This window comes from Rhizobium sp. P1_B8, from assembly GCF_056406515.1.
Window position 1 is genome coordinate 32,711 of sequence record NZ_JBFTZZ010000022.1, and the last position, 16,685, is coordinate 49,395.

Sequence of the window (16,685 nt, forward strand, 5' to 3'; positions counted from 1 at the left end):
TCGTGATGCGACGCTTTACGAGAGCCTATCCCCAGGGGTCATTTTTACGTCTCATTTCAACTGACCGGCCAATTGCGGGAGCTCTTTTTCTAAGAGGTTCATTGACTTATCGAAATCCTCTTGGGCGACCGCCGCTCTGAGGCGCGGAAAATAAACGCTGTTTGAGATCCCATCGATCACGACGAAATCGTAGGGTATCATATAGGACTCTACGACTCGGGCCGACGAAAGCTCCAACTTTCCTTCGCCGCCGACCGTTGTAATGGTGCGGGCTATCATTGAACCCTTCGTGGCACTTGGTTCGGGCGATAGTTTATTCTCCTCATCGTAGGCGTCCTTGAGAACGATCTGGTTTGCGAAATCCTGAGTAAACTTAATGTTTACGACGCGCGGCATGGCTTTGCTCCTGACTAATTGACTAGTCGCGTGTTAGACGGCTGTCACGATGTGCCATACTCTGAGTGATGGCATATGAATTCGGAGATCTCTTACCGGGTAACTGAGAGTCTAAAATGAGTGACTGTGCGTCACCGAGTTTGGTCGATATCTCAAGAATCTTCGAGGATGCAGTAATGCGCCACATTTGGTAGCCGGTGCCGAATCCGCATCCCACGGCTTCCCTCGCAGTTGAGTCCGTTACCAGAAATACTCGCGCTGAATCCATACGATAGCAGTGACTGTCGAAAGAGTATCCGTACGCAAGCACGACCGATGCGGTAATGCCGACTGTGCTGACAATTTTTAGTTCAAGGTCAGTGGCGATCCCGAGACCAACATCGAAATGCGCACTGGTTTCATTCCCTTTATCGTCGCGAGGATTTATTTCGACACCGTACAAGATAATCTCATTAGCTATATAACGTTTTTTAGAAGGTGCTGGGACATACTCGTCTGTCATTTCCAAGTCTCCCTGTTAATCGATTATTCTACGCCACCTCATGCAGTCCTCTATTTGTTGGATGAAGCTTTGGCCGCGACCGCTGTAACTGGCTTCAACAAATGTAAGCGCTGCTGATTCAAACGTGACTGTGTCAGGCTCCAGCAGGTGCCATGAATGCGTGAGGCCCTCACCAATGATATCCCGCGCCTCCTGCAGTGCAGCTTTGTAGGCAAAGTGCTTCAATTCGTATGACGCGCTCGATCGCTTTAGGCCTTCATAAAGTAAGGCTGGCTCCAGTTGCTGACGAAGGTTGCTGAAGCGCCGAGGATCGAGATCCGAGAGGCCACGTTCAAAAAGCAGCGTTTGGTAAACCTCGATCAGACTGTCGAAAAGCCCCGCAGCAAAAGGTTTTGATCGATCATGAGCCTCATCGCTAACGTCACCCATTCGCAACGAATTGTTGAACGACCGGATCTGCCTTTCGTCGCTCAGTTCGGCAAATCGATCTAGCTCGTTATGGATCAACAAGTTCCCACCGGTGCGCCGAAGAATTCGATCGAGGGCAGTGTCGAACTGCAGCAAGCCAAGGAGAGATATAAAATCGGCTATCGCCTCATGATACGCGAAGAAGTCACAGCCTCGTCCGTCCCCTTCGAGGATTCCGAGTTCGCTTAGGAGAACAAGATGGCCCATCTCATGAGCGATGGAGTCGAAATTTAACCCGAAGCAAGATGTCTGTCGGTTTGGAGCGCTCTCGCCGAGTTCAAGAAATCCGAAACCCGACTGCGCATTGTCCCAGCCCACGATATGAGGCACGATTTCAAGGCGCTGCAAATCCGGCTCGAAGAACCAGTTTATGCTTCGCCCGATGTATCCTTCGCAGACGTCAAGAACTCTCCGCGCACAAGCGTAACTATGTGCCGAGAGAAACCCCGGGGACCCGGGCGTGATGTGGTCAAAGTGACCGTCCGGACCCGGCTCTACAGGTGGTCGCAAAAGGCCGCGATAAGGCGGCAGGAACGGAAGAGCGTACGGACGCTTCGGCTCGACCGGCTCCACCACGTACATGCGATGATCGGAAGGTCCAGCGAGAATTGGTCCTGCTGAAGCGCCAATCCACACAACTTCGGGCTTTTCATATCCTGGTATAAAAGGCGCTTGTGGGAAGACAAGGAAGCGGGTTCCGAGAGCCGCTTGTGTAGCGACGCCACGCCCAGAGCCCTGCGGATGTATGATGGCATCCAATGCTCGCCCCCCATCGCTCAATTACCTAGACTTAAGCGATGGGCAACTATACCAGTACTAGGATGCGCACGGCAAGATATGATCGAAGAGATTGTAGTAATCCATATCGAGGGCGAAAGCTTCCGTAATTTGAAAATTGCTTTGGATTTCAGGCTGAGATCGGTGTGTGCCGAGGGAGATTAATTGCAGAAGGCTCTCTGCGTCGCTCTTCTTCTGTTTCACGACGCCGGACCGAAGCCACGTGGAGAGTGATCCAAGTTTACTGTACTTCGTGTCCTTTCGGGTCGCCGCCGCCAAGATCTTGCTGAAGCTTCTATCTCGGAAATGTATTGACCGGGCCGATGTTTCCAGCAGCCTGCGAAGCTGCTCAGAAATGATGCCGTTCCGTTCTGCGCTCTTTAGCGTCAACCTAATATCAATGAGGGCTTCGCCCAAGGCTTGGGACCCTAATTCAGGAGGAGCCATTGGCACGGTGACGTCAGCATCGTCGGCAAGTGGGTTGCGACGGTAGTACCGATAGATCAGTCCGTGACCGACCATTCCTTGAGGAGCGAGTTCGGCAGCCCTTAGGGCGCCGATGCTTGAAGCTCCGTACATGCGGACGCCCCGAGACATTGCCCAGATAATTTCCTTATGACGAATAGCAGGAGCCTGTCCGAACACACCGTCAATCAGTGCGATGGCAGATGGTGCGTACTTGGCAACAGCACGAACGACATCTCCACTCCCAACTGGAGGAAGAAAGATGGCGTCCAAGTGGTTCCGACCTTCGGCAGCGCTAAGTGTGGGCCCGGAGAATACGACCACATCATTGCGCATAGTAGATCTCTGGGTTCGTTTCCAAGGGTGGTGCGACAACTCGAACGACGTGGAGTGGCACCTCATCGTCGGTATATAGCATAACAAGTGCTACTGCTCTCGCGCCTGCGAGCTGCATTGCCTTCAGAACATGCTGAAACGTGCGGTCGTGATTGACGGGAGGTTCTTGCCAGGTGATAAGTCGACCTCCTGATGCGAGCCGTTTACGCCAAGCGGTCAACTCTGTAGCATCTGCGTTCCCATATAGTTCTGTCCTAATATCCTCTCGGGCTGCTGATATGACACCGAGCCGCGATTGGCATGCTTCCAACAACGCCTTGGTGAGTGCGCGGTCGTGGCTAAGGTCGCACCCAAAGCCTTCGCCAGGCAAAGGCGCGAAAGAAGCTCTATCGGACCCCTCCATTATTTGGCACCAGTACACAGGTAGTTCGTGAGGCGCGGGGATCTGCCAGATACCAACTGTAAAACCAACTGCGTTGAGCTTCTCGAGGATCTCGCCCGCGCTGCCTGAAGTAACTGACCTGCTCGCGACCTGATATCGGTCAAAGAAATGAGGGGTTCTCATAGCTTTGCAGCGAGCGTGCCGCTCCAGAATTTCAAGGCAAGCATGTATGGTAGCTTGGCGGACGCTGGTGCCGGCGGCAAGGCCGGTCGTATCTCTAGGCATCCATCGCGGGTGAGGCGAGGGGAACGTATACGTGGTGTCAACCAGCGCCAATGGAACTGACAATCGGTTTCCACTAAGAAGATCAACTCCCGCGATCCACGAAAGCGGCTCGATACTGTCTCCGGCGTCGAGGTACGACCAGAGCATGTTTTTGTTCAGCTCGGAAAAGGGTGCAGTGGTCACGATGTCGGAACTAATGCGCTCCGATGCCCAACCCTCCAGCGACTCCATCAGGGCGGAAATCGCTGCTAGCGGAAAGGTTAGCCCTTTGCCTTGATTGACCGACACCGACAAAGATTCGGGTCGCACTACCTGGACAACGGGTATCCTGATCCAATCCAACTCTGTCACCGAACCTAGTCGGGTTATTCCATACTGGTGCTTGCGGGCGAGAATGCGCTGAACCGTCTGCCATGGATCGTGAAACTCCAAAGGCCCACCATCTAGGACGCTTTCAAGGACTGATACGTGTTGCAAGATCCCCTCAGATTTTCTTGGACTATGGTTTGATCATCCTATCCATATCAGTCTTAGCCCGTCCAAGAAGCCAAGCCGCACCCTGTCCTTCGGCTATCCGGATTGCGTTTGCCAAGTCCTTTTTGATCGACGACGGTCGTTCGCTTAGGACACGCCTCAGCTTCGCGCTGTGCCTGTACAACTCGGGGAGCCAAAACAGTTGGCCGCTACTACGACCGACATCGACAGCATTTTGCAAGGTTTGCAGCGCTTCATCATTTCGGCCAAGCCGGTGGAGCACTTGGGCATGCATGTCGCTGTGCATGGAGAGATTGTCATCAGTGCCCAGTTGTTGCTGGAGTTGAAGGGCGTCTCCGAACCGCTTTCCGCCAATTCCGTCGGAAGATGTCATCAATTCCGCCCATCCGCAGTACATGTTGGCCCGTGCTTGACTTGCTGCCAGGCCGTGTTCTTCAGCCAGCGACAACATCTCCTCCCCTAAGGCGTGGACGTCATCGTACCTGCCTTGGCATCGACGAAGTACGATCGCGTAATAAAGCCCATGAACCATACTCCCAACGTGTTCAGTCGAGTCAGCCCAATCCAAGCACTCTTGAATTGCTGCTTCGCTGGCGTCAACTTCATTGAGAAGCAGGTAAGAGAGAGCACTTTCGCCCAATCCACATACCTTGGCGTCGTGTCCGCCGAAAAAGGCTCGATTTCGGACGGCTCGGTAAGAATCGTATAGCTCAAGGCCCTTCGCGACGCAGTCGAGACAGAAGTTGTGTTCACCTGCGTGAAAGCTGGTCGCCCACCCGCAGTGATACGACTGAAGCTTTGTTTCCTCGTCCTCGACAGATTGCATGTCTTCGACAAGGATCCGTGCCCGAGATTGTTGAGTCTGAATCTTTGGCGCTGTGAACCACCACCCCCAATACAACGGGAAATGCCTCTCCCGAACGGCAGAAGGTTGTTTTCGCAGGAGCTGCGTCGCTCGCGAATAGATCCGTCGCGCAACTTCGGAGCCTTCTCCTTCGAGCGCAGTTGCAACTACGCCCTGGAGCTTCAGCAGGTTCAACGTGAGGTCAGTGCGATCGGCTTCCCGCGAAGATATGCTACTCATCACTTCGGCGCAGAGTGTGAGGGAAACGTTGGCCTCATGCATTGCGGACCGAAGGACGCTTGCTTCAGCCGCTGCCAATGCGAACCTCGCGGCGGCAACGTGTAGGCCAGCTTCGGCGCACTGCCAGGCAGCTATTGCTGCAGGCAAGCTGGGGGTTCGCTCCTGAATCAGTAAGTCTGCAATCCGCCGGTGTATTCGCCGTCGATCGCTCTTCAGAAGACTTCCGTACGCAGCTTCCTGCATTAGAACATGGCGAAACTGATAGGTGCGGGGAGCCGTAGGCAAGGGTTCGATAATGCCTTGTGAAAGCAGTCTCTCGATGTGGACATCAACAGCTTGACGGCTTGTTTCCTCAAGAAGATACGTGAGCAGCGGGATGCTGAATTCACGACCTATTACGCTAGCAAATTGGGCAACCTTTCGAGCGGGGCCGGTTGACGCCAGTCTTGCGGACAGCAGATCGTTTAGCGAGGTGACGCCACCATCGAGTAGCAGCCCTTTCCATTTCCCAAGTGGGTGTCGCCCCCGGAAGAAATCGGTCAATTCCTCAGCATAGAGGGGCATCCCATCGCATTGGCCTAGAATGAAATCAGACAAACCTGGAGGGGGACGTTCACCCCAGATGGATTCCACCAGATCCCGAATTGCAGTCGGAGCCAAGCCCGTGAGTTCTATTTCGGTTGTGGCCGCCAATGACCTCCGTATTCGGGAAGTTTGTAATATCAGCACCGGGAGCTCGTGAGCCAACGAACCAAGGCGATCCATCAACTCGACCGTCATCCCATCGGCCCAATGAACGTCCTCAAATACGAGGAGCGTAGGGGTAACAACACTGGCATTGCACGTCAACAGATGAGCGGCGGCTTCGATCACCTCCTGTCGAAATGCCCGACCGGAAAGATCCGTCGTACGGATCTGGCCGGGGTTGCTTGATTTTTGCTCGGCTGTGAACGAAAGGATCGTTGCGGCGGAAGCCTCACTTAGCTCTCTGCCGGTTGTTCGGAGAGCCTTTAAAAAAGCTATCGCATTTCCATCCCTCAGAATGGATGTTCCCACGACGGCCTCAAGAAAGGCAACGAACGGGTGCAATGGTTGGCTTTCCAAGCGTCTGTTGCACTGAAACACCACACTATCATGCTGGGTCTTCGCCAATCGATTTGCGAATTCCCGCATCAGTTTCGACTTGCCTATACCCGCTTCACCGACTAGCGCTATTGCGCTTCCGTTACCCCCGCAGGCCGCTTCCCAAGCTTTCGAGAGTGCCGTCAACTCCTTTTCCCGGCCCCTAATGGGCCTGTTGAGGTCTTGAGGCAGCGCCCCTCCAGGTGGCTCCTCCAATCGGCCTTGGGGTCGCCAAAGACCAATCGGTTCGTCAAAACCTTTGAGTTTGGCTTCTCTCGACAAGCTGTATTGAAATTTACTGCGCGTCAGTTGGAAAGTGGACTCGGCGACGAGCGCCGAATTCGGATCGGCCTCTGCCTGCAGGCGGGCGGCCAGAATTGGCGCCGTTCCTATAATTTCATTGCCTTCAGAGGAAAACACGACGAGGCTCGTCGCAACACCGATGCGCAACTTGAATACCAGTCGGGACTTCGCTTTGGATTTGGCGGCAAGCTCGATCAGTTCCAGCGATGACTGAACTGCGCTTTCTGCAGCATCTTCGGCTTGTTCGGGATATCCAAAAAAGCAGCAGCCACCGTCTCCAAGGCGCTGATGAAGAAAGCCGCCATGCTTTTTTATGATGGCCTCAGCGTTTTGATGCAGGGCGGTAACAGAACGGAAGAACTGTTCCGGCTCGCTCTTCAATAGAAGCTCTGTCGATCCAACTATATCATAGAACAGGGCAGTGACTTGCCGTCGCTCGCCTGAAAACCGAAATCGTGCGTCGCGGGTCTTCATGATGGATCGCCCAGCATCAGAGAAGCCATGCAAGGACAGCCGATTTGTGGCTTTTATGCAAGCTTTAAGTGGATCTACTCAATTATCAATTGAGCGGGCGCAGCGCCCGGAATGGCGGATACATATGGCGACAGGTGCGGGAACGGTCATCGATGCAGCTTCTACATTCTCGATGGCTGGTCACATCAAGAGACACTTGACGCGCGTATTCAACATCCAAACGTCATCAGGGTCCGCAGGCGCGATGCGCTGGGTCAAGCAGCAGCCTGCTGGGCTCAGATGCACGGCATAACCATGCTAATGATCGACGGCCTGCTGTCGGACGAAACGGTTGGACCGGATCCTGTCGCCTCTGCACTCTCCACTTTTCTTGAAGGATTGGCGCGATGAAGGCGTAACGTCAGAAGCATCCTGACCACCTGCAGGTTAGGTTTTTGCATTATATTGTTCGAGAAATCTCCGCCGGGACTGCTCGATGTGATGTTTCGTTGCTTTATATGCCGCCGCAGAATTTCTTCGGGACAAGGCTTTGATAATACCAGCGTGTTCTTTGTTGACGTCCTTGGTCGCGCTTGGCAAGTAAAACAACCGGAACAAATGCACGTGCGTATGCAGCCTGGTTAGCGCGTCGTGAACCAGTTCGTTTTTGCTGGCCGAAGAGATGAAGTTGTGCAACTGCCCATCGCTCCGTGCGAAGTCGAGGAACTTTCCCCTGAGATCGCGGCTCTCGATCGCCTGCATCGAATGATCGATCGCGTTCAGCGTCTCTATCGCTTCATCGTCGAGGTTTCCCGCCGCGTGTTCCGCTGCATAGGGTTCCAGCAGTAATCGCATGTCGAACAGCTTTTCCACCTGACTAAGATCGAGTTGTCTTGCCGCGCTGTAGCCCACCAAATGGGTTTTCACGACAAGTCCTTGCGCTTCCAATCTCGAGAGCGCCTCCCTTATCGGTGTGTGCGACACGCCGATTTCCTTGACGAGATTGTCGATGAAGATGCGGCTTCCCGGCGGAATGCTTAGCGACTTCAGCTGTGGGTAGAGGTAGTTATAGACCTCATCCGCCAAAGCGGCCGCTTTGCACCGCTATTCGGATTTTCGGCTGCGTTGTTATTTATCATTGAAGCCCCTTGACTGTATTGGCCACTGTCGGGTCTGACACACCATTGTGGGCTTTCTGAAGTCCACCTGCCGAGCCTTTACCGCAACATAAACGATGACGACGAGGAACAGGATCGCGAACAGGCCTTCTCCGACACCGCTCGTAGGTCTGCTCATTTCGATCTGCCCAAGGGCGATAAGTGAGAGGTAGATGAAAGGGAGCGCCATGACGCCAAGGAACGTGAAGAGGCATCTAACGCTCCCTCGCAGTACGAGAATTGGCTGGGCGGCGTTTGGGTCGCGGCCGGCGGCGGGAGAATGTTCATCAGTCATCGGTTGAATTCAACTCTCTACGCAAGTGATTCCGAGCACATCTTAACTGTGTAGAGCCGCGGCCCTTCGTTAAAAGCATCTACTGGAAAATCGTTACGAACACCTGCAAGCGTGATACAGAACCGAATAGTGCTCTAGGAAAGACGGTCATGCGGTATCTTCGATCAGGGCCGCGTCGGCTTCAAGCCCAGGACATGGGCGCCCCGCGCGCCAAAACAGTCGGTCTGAGGTCGGGCGAGATCGCCGACCGGAATATTCGCGTCATTCTGGAAGCCATCCGCCGCCACGGCCCGCTGACCCGGATGGAGCTTGGCCGGCATTGCGGCCTTACCGGCCCCGGCATTACCAATATTCTCCGCCGACTGGCCGAGGAAAAGCTTGTCACCTCCAACCGCCGCAATGGCCTTGGCGGAGGCGCCACCGCTACCGAGTTTGCCTTGCGCCCGGAAGGTGCTTTCTCGATCGGCGTCAAGCTTCGCCAAAGGCGTGGCGAGGCCGTGCTCATCGATCTGAGTGGTCAGGTCCATGACCGGGTCTATATCGAGCTGGACCCCGCAGACAAAGTCGGCCTCGTGCATGCGGCGGTCAGGGATATGGTCGACCGTCATGCCTCATTGCCGATCATCGGCCTTGGCATCGCCGCCAACGACTGGACGCAGGATCAAAGCGATCAGATCGCCGCGATGTCGACGATCGCGCGTCCTTATGTCGAGAACGAGTGTACGGCGAGCCTTCTCGCCGAACGCACGATCGGCAGCTCCGGCAGGGAAGGCGGACTTGCGATGATCATTATCGACGACGACGTTCAGGCCGGCTTTCTCATTCGCGGTATTCCCTATTCCGGCGTGCATGGTCGGGCAGGCAGCATCGGCGAAATGCTGACCGGCCCGGATAATGTCCAGCTAAACACCGTCGTCGGTTTCGAATCCCTGCGATCGCGGATCGGCGACCAGGACTTCACCCGCCTGTTGCAGGGGGAAGAATTCCCCTCGTCGTCACTGTCGCAATGGATACGGGAGGCCGCTGGTCATCTGCTCGACCCGATCATCGCCATGGCTGGATTCCTCGCTCCGAGCGTCGTCATGATCGGGAGCGATTTGCCACAGGGTGTGATCGAAGCGCTGATCCATCAGCTTTCCATCGAGCGGCGCGACACCTCGACGAGGCCCTTGCTGACGCCCTGGATTTCGCCGATGAAACCCGCGAGCTTCAGTGGCGGCGGCGTTGCGCTCGGTGCAGCCCTCCTGCCCTTCCTCAACACTTTGCTGCTGCCGCCTGCTTCGGCCTGATGGCCGGCTCAGCCGAGTGCTTCATCGGCGTGGCTAAGATCGGAAGCCAGCGCCTTGTCCAGGACTTTCTGGATATTGGCCGCCCGCCGGAATGATGGTTCCTGCGTCTTTCCCGCCCGCACGGCCTGGACGAAACGCTGGTAGTTGGTCTCGACCGGATCGAAGGGAACGTCACGCCAGGTCGCCGTGTGCACGTCTTCTCCAAGGCAGGCGCGAAGTGTCGATTTACCGGTATCGTAGATCATCTCGATCGAGCCGGTTTCGCCATAGACCCTGAGGCGCAGCTGATCCATCTGTCCGGCCGCCGTGCGCGTCGCCTGGATCGTCCCGATCGCCCCATTGGTGAAATCGACATTCATCGTAAAGCTGTCATTCGCATCAAGATCATATTCGCCGATCTTGTGGCCCGGCGCCTTGTCGAAGGTCTTCAGCCGCGCGAAGACATGGGCAACGTCAAGCCCTGAACCGTAGGACGCAAAATCGACGATGTGAATTCCGATATCGCCGAGCGCGCCGTTGGATCCATGCTTCTTGCTCAGCCGCCACAGCCATTTGCTTTCGCTCTTCCAGTCGCCCCAATGACGACCGACCAGCCAGCTTTGCAGATGCGACGCCTCGACATGGCGCACTTGCCCGATTTCGCCGGCGAGCACCATCTGCCGGCCTTTCTGGAGAGGCGGCGAGTTGCGATAGGTGAAATTGACCATGCCGACCTTGCCCGATCGCTCGATGGCTTCGGTCATCTCCATGGCCTTGATCGCATCGGTGGCGAGCGGTTTTTCGCAGAAGACGTGCTTGCCGGCTGCGATCGCCTGCAGCGTCGTCGGGTGGTGAATGCGGTCCGGCGTGACGTTTGCCACTGCGTCGAATTCGCCCCAGGCGAGAGCTTCCTCAAGGGTCGTGAAATGGTTGGCGATGCCATGTTCGGTGCAAAAGGCCGCGAGCCTTTCCGGGACGATATCGACGCCGCCCACGACACTGACGCCTTCGATCGCCTTGAACTTGGCGGCATGCTGGTTGGCCATTCCGCCGGTACCGAGAATGAGTAAACGCATCTTATCCTCCCCTAGCGCATCCTATCGGACGCGGGTGTGTCAGAGCTGAGCTCCGGCGTGCAGCCGGGCAAAATCGCACTCCTGCCATCGCGGCCATCCGCGATCGGCTTCTCTCTGTTTCAGGAAAACTGCGGTCGATGCGCCGTGCGCCCGACAGGACGCTCCATCACGTTAATGGCGCGGATCCTTTTCCGAAAATCGATCTCGATTTTCGGAAATTATGCACTAGCTGCTGTTGATTGTCGCCAGCATCTCAACCTCCCAGGTTCTGGCCTCCCAAGCTGTGGCTTGACATCAAATCAAAGTAACTTAATCTAATTAATGCAGCACGGAAATGAGGAGAGGTCAACCGACCGCCAGGCTGTATCCGTTCAAAATGGGGAGGAGACCCATCATGAAGAGCGCCACCATCAGCGTATTTGCGCTGAGCACCATGTTATTTTCAGCATCTACTTCATTTGCCCAGGAACTTGCCACGAAGGACAGGATTGGCCTTGCCGATGCGCCAAAATCCCTCGTCGTCCGTTTGACGAACGACAGTCCCAACAATTCGGATCCGGCGATCGCCGAGGGCTATCAGAAGCTCTTCGTCGATTTCATCAAGAAGCATCCGGACTGGAAATTGCAGATGCAATTCATGTCCTCTGACATCGGTACGGAACAGGCCAAGATGCTGGAGCAGGCCAAGGCCGGCAACGCGCCTGATTGCGCCGCTGTCGACTCCTTCGTCCTCTCGCAGTTCATGGTCAATCACGTGCTTGCGGACTTCACGCCGTATTTTTCGAAGGAGGAAGTGGATGACCTGTTCCCCTTCATCCGCAGCGGCATCACGGATAAGGACCAGACGGTCCGCGCCTGGTGGTGGGATACGGACCTTCGTGTGCTCTACCGCAACAAGTCGATCGTTGCGGATGCGCCGCAGACATGGGACGACCTGAAAAAGGCCGCGCTCGCCTCCACCAAGGAAGGCATGGAAGGCGTTCTCTTCAATGGCGGGCGCTGGGAAGGGACGACGTTCGACTGGCTCGCGAATTATTGGGCGCTCGGCGGCAAGCTCGTCGACGACTCGGGCAAGCCAGTATTCGGCGAAGGCGAGAACAAGGAGAAATTCCTGAAGGCGCTGAATTATTTCAAGGATCTCGTCGATTCCGGCGCCGCGCCCAAGCGCGTCAGCACGATCGCGAATTACGACGATATGAATGCAGCGGCCGCTGCGGCGACGACAGCTCTCTTCATCGGCGGCAACTGGCAATATGCGCAGCTGAAGGCCACGCTCGACGAAGACGAGTTCAACAACTGGACCTTCTCGCCGATTCCCGGTCCCAGTGCCGATCAGCGCTCGACCGGCACCGGCGGCTGGACGATCGCCTCCTTCAGCAAGGACAAGGACAAGGTCGAGATGTGTGCCAACCTCGCCCGCGAGGTCTATATGGGCCCGGCAAACGCGCTGCAGCAGCAGTTGCCGACCAGGAAATCGCTGTTCGACAAATATGAGGTCTTCTCCACCGAAGCCAACAAGACCTTCGCCAAGGCTCTGGTCGACGGACAGGCGCGCCCTGGTGTGCCGATCTATCCCGAAATCTCCAACCAGATCCAGATCATGATGGGCGACGTGCTCTCGGGGACCAAAAAGCCGGAAGACGCCTTGGATGCCGCCTTCAACGCGGCGCTGGAGGCGTACAAGCGTCTCTAGTGCTTCCGACCGTGACGGCGCCTGCCTGCCAGGCGCCGTCGACCTACGGCGCGCGCCTTTTAATACGCGCAAAGGACGCTGTAACACTTTGAACCTACGCATTCTGCTTTCCGAAAGTCGATTCCGATTTTCGGGCCGATGCGCAAGCCAAACCCGGACAGAGAAGCTTTAATGAGCCCCATCGCCATCGAGGCTGTCAGCCCGCCTCAAAGCAGATCGTTCATGCGCCGTTTTGCCGGCGCGCCCCTGCCCTGGATCGTGCCCGTGATCATCGTCATCGGCATCTTCTACCTTTATCCCGTCATCGACGTTTTCAGACTTTCATTCACCAACGCCACGCTGATCGGCGACAATCAGGATTATACGCTGGGGTCGATCACCAATGCGTTGAGCTCGCCGCAGCTGCCCGACATTTTATGGGCGACCCTGATCTTTGTCGGCGGCAGTGTCATCGGTCAGCAGATTTTAGGTCTTGCGGTGGCTGTCGTGGTCATCCGCGGTGAAAAGCGCGGCTTGTTCGGCACCACCATCCTCAGAACGACGGCGCTGGTTGCCTGGGTCGTGCCCGGAATTGCCGGCGGCATCATCTGGCAGATGCTCTTTTCCGAAGCGCCTTATGGCGCGCTGAACAGCATTCTGAGGCTGATGCACATGCCGACCGTCGCCTGGCTCTCGGACCCTGCTATTGCGCCGTGGTCCACCCTCATCTCCAACATATGGCGCGGCACCGCATTTTCGATGGTCGTCATGTATGCGGCGCTGAAGTCGATCGATCCCTCGCTCTATGAAGCGGCCGAGGTCGACGGCGCGACGGCATCGCAGCAGTTTTTCTTCGTTACCCTTCCGCAGCTGCGTGCGGCGATCCTGGTCAATATGATCCTCATCACGATCCAGACGGTGAATACCTTCGATGCGATCATCACGCTGACGGGCGGCGGTCCGGGGCGTGCGACCGAGGTCATCTCACTCTACGTCTTCAATATCGTCTTTAGAAACTACGACCTGTCCGGCGGCAGCGTGCTCTCCGTGCTCATGCTGATCATCAGCCTCGGGCTCGCCTTCGTCTATGCGTCGTTCCTGCCGAAGGAGGAAGAGCAATGAGCGGACGGACCGGAACGCGGCTCGGCGATGCCATGAGCTATCTCTTCATGCTGGTGATGTTCGTGTTCTTCGCCGGCCCCCTCACCTATCTCCTGTCGATGGCGATGCGTGACAAGCGCGAGATCTATCGCGGCGCGGCGCGATATATTCCAAACAATCCCACCATCGATAACTTCATCACGGTTTTGAACAACAGCTACTTTCCGATCTATCTCTGGAATGGTCTCAAGCTTGCCGCCCTCAGTGGGCTGGGCGTCCTGATCGTCGCACTGCCAGCGGCTTACGCCTTTTCCCGATTTCAATTCCGGGGCAAGGGCCTGTCGATGATGGGGCTGCTTCTCTTCCAGATGATCTCGCCGCTCGTCATCATGGTGCCGCTCTATCGCTACATGAACCGTCTCGGCCTGCTGGATACGCATTTTGCCGTCGTCATGGTCTACATCGCGCTGGGCGTTCCGCTGGCGACCTGGCTGTTGAAGAGCACGGTCGACGGCATCCCGCGCAGCCTCGACGAAGCGGCCATGATCGACGGCTGCAACAGGTTTTCCGTCTTCTGGCGCATCGTTCTGCCATTGTCGGCGCCGGGCATAGCCTCGGTCTTCATCATCACGGTGATCGCCGGCTGGTCGCAATTTCTGGTGCCGTTTCTGTTGCTCACGAAAAATGATCTGATGCCGATCGGCGTCGGCATCTTTAACTTCCGCGGCATGCAAACCGACTCGTCCATCCAACTGCTTGCCGCCGCCTGCCTGATCGCGGTCGTTCCGGCGATCGTCGCCTTCCTGTCGCTCCAGCGGCTGATCCTCGGTGCGATGACCAGCGGCGCAGTCAAGGGATGAGCGGTCAGTCTATGCGCAAGGAAGGATTTCGAGCATGAACCAGACACTCGGCGCCAGGCTGTCCCCGGATCTGACCGGCGCCAATGTCGAAGATGCTGGCGAGCACAACAGGGCGGTCGTTCTGCGCTGCATTCATCGCCAGGCGCCGATTTCGCGCGCCGAAATCGCCAGGCGGACGGGTTTTACCAAACCGGCAATCGCCCGGATCGTCGATCGCCTGCTGGACGAGGGGCTGATCATGGAAGCCCGCCGGCGGCACGGGTTGCGAGGCCAGCCGGCAATCGAACTCGAAATCAATCCGGATGCCTGTTTTGCCATCGGAATCAACATCGATCGCGACCATCTGACGATCCTGGCCGTCGATGCCGTCGGCAATGTCCGCGCCCGCGTGCATCACGAGAAACGTTTCATCCTGCCGGCGGAATTCCTGCAGCTAACGGCCGATGCGATTTCGCATTTCCAGCGCAGCCGGCTCATTGACGACGCGCGCCTCGCCGGCATCGGTCTAGCGATGCCGGATTGGCTTGGCGAGATTTCGCTCCTCGGCAAGCCCAAGACCTATCAGGAATGGACAGCATTCGATGTGCGCGCAGCATTGGAAAACCTGACGCAGCACCCCGTCTTCATCGAAAACGAAGCCAATGCCGCCGCCCTTGCCGAACTCGACTATGGACTGGGTGCCGAAAGCAGCAGCTTCTTCTACATCGCCATCAATCCATGCCCGGGTGGTGGCCTCGTGCTCGATGGCAACGGTCATCGTGGCGCCATGGGCCTCAGCGGCGAAATCGGCTGGCTTCCGATTGCCGACGGCGGGGACGGGAAGGCCCATAAGGTCCAGCTTCTCGGCGAGATATTCTCGCTGTTCTTCCTCTATGATTTCCTCGCGCAGCACGGCGTCGAGGTGAGTGTTCCGCACGATCTCCTGACGTTGGATGCGCATGGCAGGCGCCTCGTGTCGCAATGGCTGAAGGAAATGAGCGCGCATCTGGCAGTCGCAGTCAAGCATATCGGCATGATCGTCGACCCAGACGCCGTCCTCGTCGGCGGCAGACTGCCGATCCGCATCGTCGACGAATTGCTGCGCTACGTGCACGAGCATCTCGATGCCGAGGACACCAGCCTTCCCTCGCTTCATCGCGCCTCGCTCGGAGAGGATGCCTCGGCCATGGGAGCGGCGGCCATGCCGATGGCAGCAGCCCTGATGCTCGCATCGGCGGACGCTGCTCAACGCACACGTTCGCCGCTCAAGAATATGGACCGCCTGAACAGTTGAAACGGCCAGCAAGGCCCCACGGATTTTGGTGAAGACGGGAGGATTTTGGTGAAGATCGGCTTTTACACCTCGACATTCAACGATCGCCCCCTGGAGGAAGTGGTGGATTTCGCCGCATCGGCAGGTTTCGACGCAATCGAGATCGATGTCGGCGGCCATATCAAGACGCCCGATCGGGTGGAGGCAGCCGTCGCGCTCGCACGCAGCCGCGACCTCTTCGTGTCGTCGATCACCTATTTCGGCAATCAGCTCGATGCTGACCGCGCAAAGCGTGAGGCGCTTCGGGCGAAGACCGCCGAATTTGCCGGCGCGATCGGTGAAGCGGGTGTCCCAATCTTTGTGATCTTCCCAGGCCGGGACGACACTGCAAGCGACGAAGCCAACTATGATGACTTCGCCGATTTCGCCAACGGCCTGATCGCGCAGACGCAGTCCTATGGCCTGACCTTCGCAATCGAGAACTGGCCGGGTCCGAAGGACAATTTCATCGGAACGACGCCGAGAGGGTGGCGGGAGCTTTTTCAAAGAATCAGCGATCCCCGCTTCGGGCTGGAATTCGACCCCTCCCACCTCATTCGCATTGGCGTCGATCCCTACCAGGCGATGGCGACGGTGAAGGATCGCATTGCCATCCTTCACGCCAAGGACACGGCAATCGATCCGGAGAGGCTGCAGGCTGTCGGCTATCACGGCAAGGGCTGGTGGCAATACAAGCTGCCGGGGCTCGGCCAGATCGATTGGCCGAGGTTCCTGCGCCAGGCTCGCGGGGCTGGCTTCGACGGCACGTTGTCGATCGAACATGAGGATGCCGCCTATGGCTGGCCGGGCAAGGACTTAGCCGCTCGCAAAGACGGCGAGCGCCTCGGCCTCGATTATTTGAGAAATGTCCTGAGCGGACTTTGATAGCGATTTCGG

General features: G+C 56.9%; 15 protein-coding genes. 6 read left to right on the plus strand and 9 right to left on the minus strand.

What is annotated here, in order from left to right; genetic code table 11:
- Positions 1 to 51: 51 nt before the first annotated feature.
- The 8 genes from AC1D2N_RS24025 to AC1D2N_RS24060 form a co-directional block, all read right to left on the minus strand.
- Positions 52 to 396, minus strand: a complete 345-nt coding sequence (locus tag AC1D2N_RS24025) for a hypothetical protein (protein ID WP_018516901.1) — start codon at positions 394 to 396, stop codon at positions 52 to 54.
- 22 nt (positions 397 to 418) lie between these two features.
- Positions 419 to 898 (minus strand): hypothetical protein, encoded by a 480-nt coding sequence (locus AC1D2N_RS24030; RefSeq protein WP_018516902.1) that lies wholly within the window; start codon positions 896 to 898, stop codon positions 419 to 421.
- A 15-nt stretch (positions 899 to 913) separates the two neighbouring features.
- Positions 914 to 2,125: a gluzincin family metallopeptidase gene (locus tag AC1D2N_RS24035; RefSeq protein ID WP_018516903.1), complete on the minus strand. Its 1,212-nt coding sequence runs from the start codon at positions 2,123 to 2,125 to the stop codon at positions 914 to 916.
- Positions 2,126 to 2,182: 57 nt separating this feature from the next.
- Positions 2,183 to 2,881, minus strand: coding sequence for a TfuA-like protein (locus AC1D2N_RS24040; protein WP_245275427.1), 699 nt, complete (start codon positions 2,879 to 2,881; stop codon positions 2,183 to 2,185).
- Positions 2,882 to 2,933: 52 nt separating this feature from the next.
- Entirely contained in the window at positions 2,934 to 4,088 is a 1,155-nt protein-coding gene (locus AC1D2N_RS24045) for a YcaO-like family protein (RefSeq protein WP_026242341.1), read from the minus strand.
- 22 nt (positions 4,089 to 4,110) lie between these two features.
- Positions 4,111 to 7,089 (minus strand): ATP-binding protein, encoded by a 2,979-nt coding sequence (locus AC1D2N_RS24050; protein WP_018516906.1) that lies wholly within the window; start codon positions 7,087 to 7,089, stop codon positions 4,111 to 4,113.
- Positions 7,090 to 7,515: 426 nt separating this feature from the next.
- The gene (locus AC1D2N_RS24055) at positions 7,516 to 8,154 is read right to left on the minus strand and encodes a GntR family transcriptional regulator (protein WP_018516907.1); all 639 of its coding nucleotides are present in this window, start codon (positions 8,152 to 8,154) and stop codon (positions 7,516 to 7,518) included.
- Positions 8,155 to 8,196: 42 nt separating this feature from the next.
- On the minus strand, positions 8,197 to 8,520 hold the full coding sequence (locus AC1D2N_RS24060; RefSeq protein ID WP_018516908.1) for a hypothetical protein: 324 nt from the start codon (positions 8,518 to 8,520) through the stop codon (positions 8,197 to 8,199).
- Positions 8,521 to 8,669: 149 nt separating this feature from the next.
- Between AC1D2N_RS24060 and AC1D2N_RS24065 the strand changes: the two genes are divergently transcribed.
- Positions 8,670 to 9,809 carry an ROK family transcriptional regulator gene (locus AC1D2N_RS24065; protein WP_018516909.1) on the plus strand — a complete coding sequence of 380 codons (1,140 nt, stop codon included), beginning with the start codon at positions 8,670 to 8,672 and terminating at the stop codon, positions 9,807 to 9,809.
- A gap of 8 nt (positions 9,810 to 9,817) precedes the next feature.
- On the opposite strand, the gene AC1D2N_RS24070 is transcribed toward AC1D2N_RS24065, so the two are convergent.
- On the minus strand, positions 9,818 to 10,864 hold the full coding sequence (locus AC1D2N_RS24070) for a Gfo/Idh/MocA family protein (RefSeq protein ID WP_018516910.1): 1,047 nt from the start codon (positions 10,862 to 10,864) through the stop codon (positions 9,818 to 9,820).
- Positions 10,865 to 11,258: 394 nt separating this feature from the next.
- Here AC1D2N_RS24070 and AC1D2N_RS24075 point away from each other — a divergent pair, with 394 nt between their 5' ends.
- The 5 genes from AC1D2N_RS24075 (at position 11,259) to AC1D2N_RS24095 (ending at position 16,673) form a co-directional block, all read left to right on the plus strand.
- Positions 11,259 to 12,557, plus strand: coding sequence for a type 2 periplasmic-binding domain-containing protein (locus AC1D2N_RS24075; RefSeq protein WP_026188676.1), 1,299 nt, complete (start codon positions 11,259 to 11,261; stop codon positions 12,555 to 12,557).
- Between the two features lie 171 nt (positions 12,558 to 12,728).
- Entirely contained in the window at positions 12,729 to 13,658 is a 930-nt protein-coding gene (locus AC1D2N_RS24080; protein WP_018516911.1) for a carbohydrate ABC transporter permease, read from the plus strand.
- A complete protein-coding gene (locus AC1D2N_RS24085) occupies positions 13,655 to 14,497 on the plus strand; it encodes a carbohydrate ABC transporter permease (RefSeq protein ID WP_018245496.1) in 843 nt (280 codons plus the stop codon). The genes AC1D2N_RS24080 and AC1D2N_RS24085 overlap by 4 nt, the downstream gene beginning before the upstream one ends.
- 34 nt (positions 14,498 to 14,531) lie before the next feature.
- Entirely contained in the window at positions 14,532 to 15,770 is a 1,239-nt protein-coding gene (locus AC1D2N_RS24090) for an ROK family transcriptional regulator (RefSeq protein ID WP_018245495.1), read from the plus strand.
- 48 nt (positions 15,771 to 15,818) lie between these two features.
- Positions 15,819 to 16,673, plus strand: coding sequence for a sugar phosphate isomerase/epimerase family protein (locus tag AC1D2N_RS24095; RefSeq protein WP_018516912.1), 855 nt, complete (start codon positions 15,819 to 15,821; stop codon positions 16,671 to 16,673).
- The last annotated feature ends 12 nt before the right edge of the window (positions 16,674 to 16,685 follow it).

Coding starts and splice junctions, on each gene's coding strand:
- AC1D2N_RS24025 (WP_018516901.1), bottom strand. CDS start 396: ATGCCGCGCGTCGTAAACATTAAGTTTACTCAGGATTTCGCAAACCAG.
- AC1D2N_RS24030 (WP_018516902.1), bottom strand. CDS start 898: ATGACAGACGAGTATGTCCCAGCACCTTCTAAAAAACGTTATATAGCT.
- AC1D2N_RS24050 (WP_018516906.1), bottom strand. CDS start 7,089: ATGAAGACCCGCGACGCACGATTTCGGTTTTCAGGCGAGCGACGGCAA.
- AC1D2N_RS24060 (WP_018516908.1), bottom strand. CDS start 8,520: ATGACTGATGAACATTCTCCCGCCGCCGGCCGCGACCCAAACGCCGCC.
- AC1D2N_RS24065 (WP_018516909.1), top strand. CDS start 8,670: ATGCGGTATCTTCGATCAGGGCCGCGTCGGCTTCAAGCCCAGGACATG.
- AC1D2N_RS24070 (WP_018516910.1), bottom strand. CDS start 10,864: ATGCGTTTACTCATTCTCGGTACCGGCGGAATGGCCAACCAGCATGCC.
- AC1D2N_RS24075 (WP_026188676.1), top strand. CDS start 11,259: ATGAAGAGCGCCACCATCAGCGTATTTGCGCTGAGCACCATGTTATTT.
- AC1D2N_RS24080 (WP_018516911.1), top strand. CDS start 12,729: ATGAGCCCCATCGCCATCGAGGCTGTCAGCCCGCCTCAAAGCAGATCG.
- AC1D2N_RS24085 (WP_018245496.1), top strand. CDS start 13,655: ATGAGCGGACGGACCGGAACGCGGCTCGGCGATGCCATGAGCTATCTC.
- AC1D2N_RS24090 (WP_018245495.1), top strand. CDS start 14,532: ATGAACCAGACACTCGGCGCCAGGCTGTCCCCGGATCTGACCGGCGCC.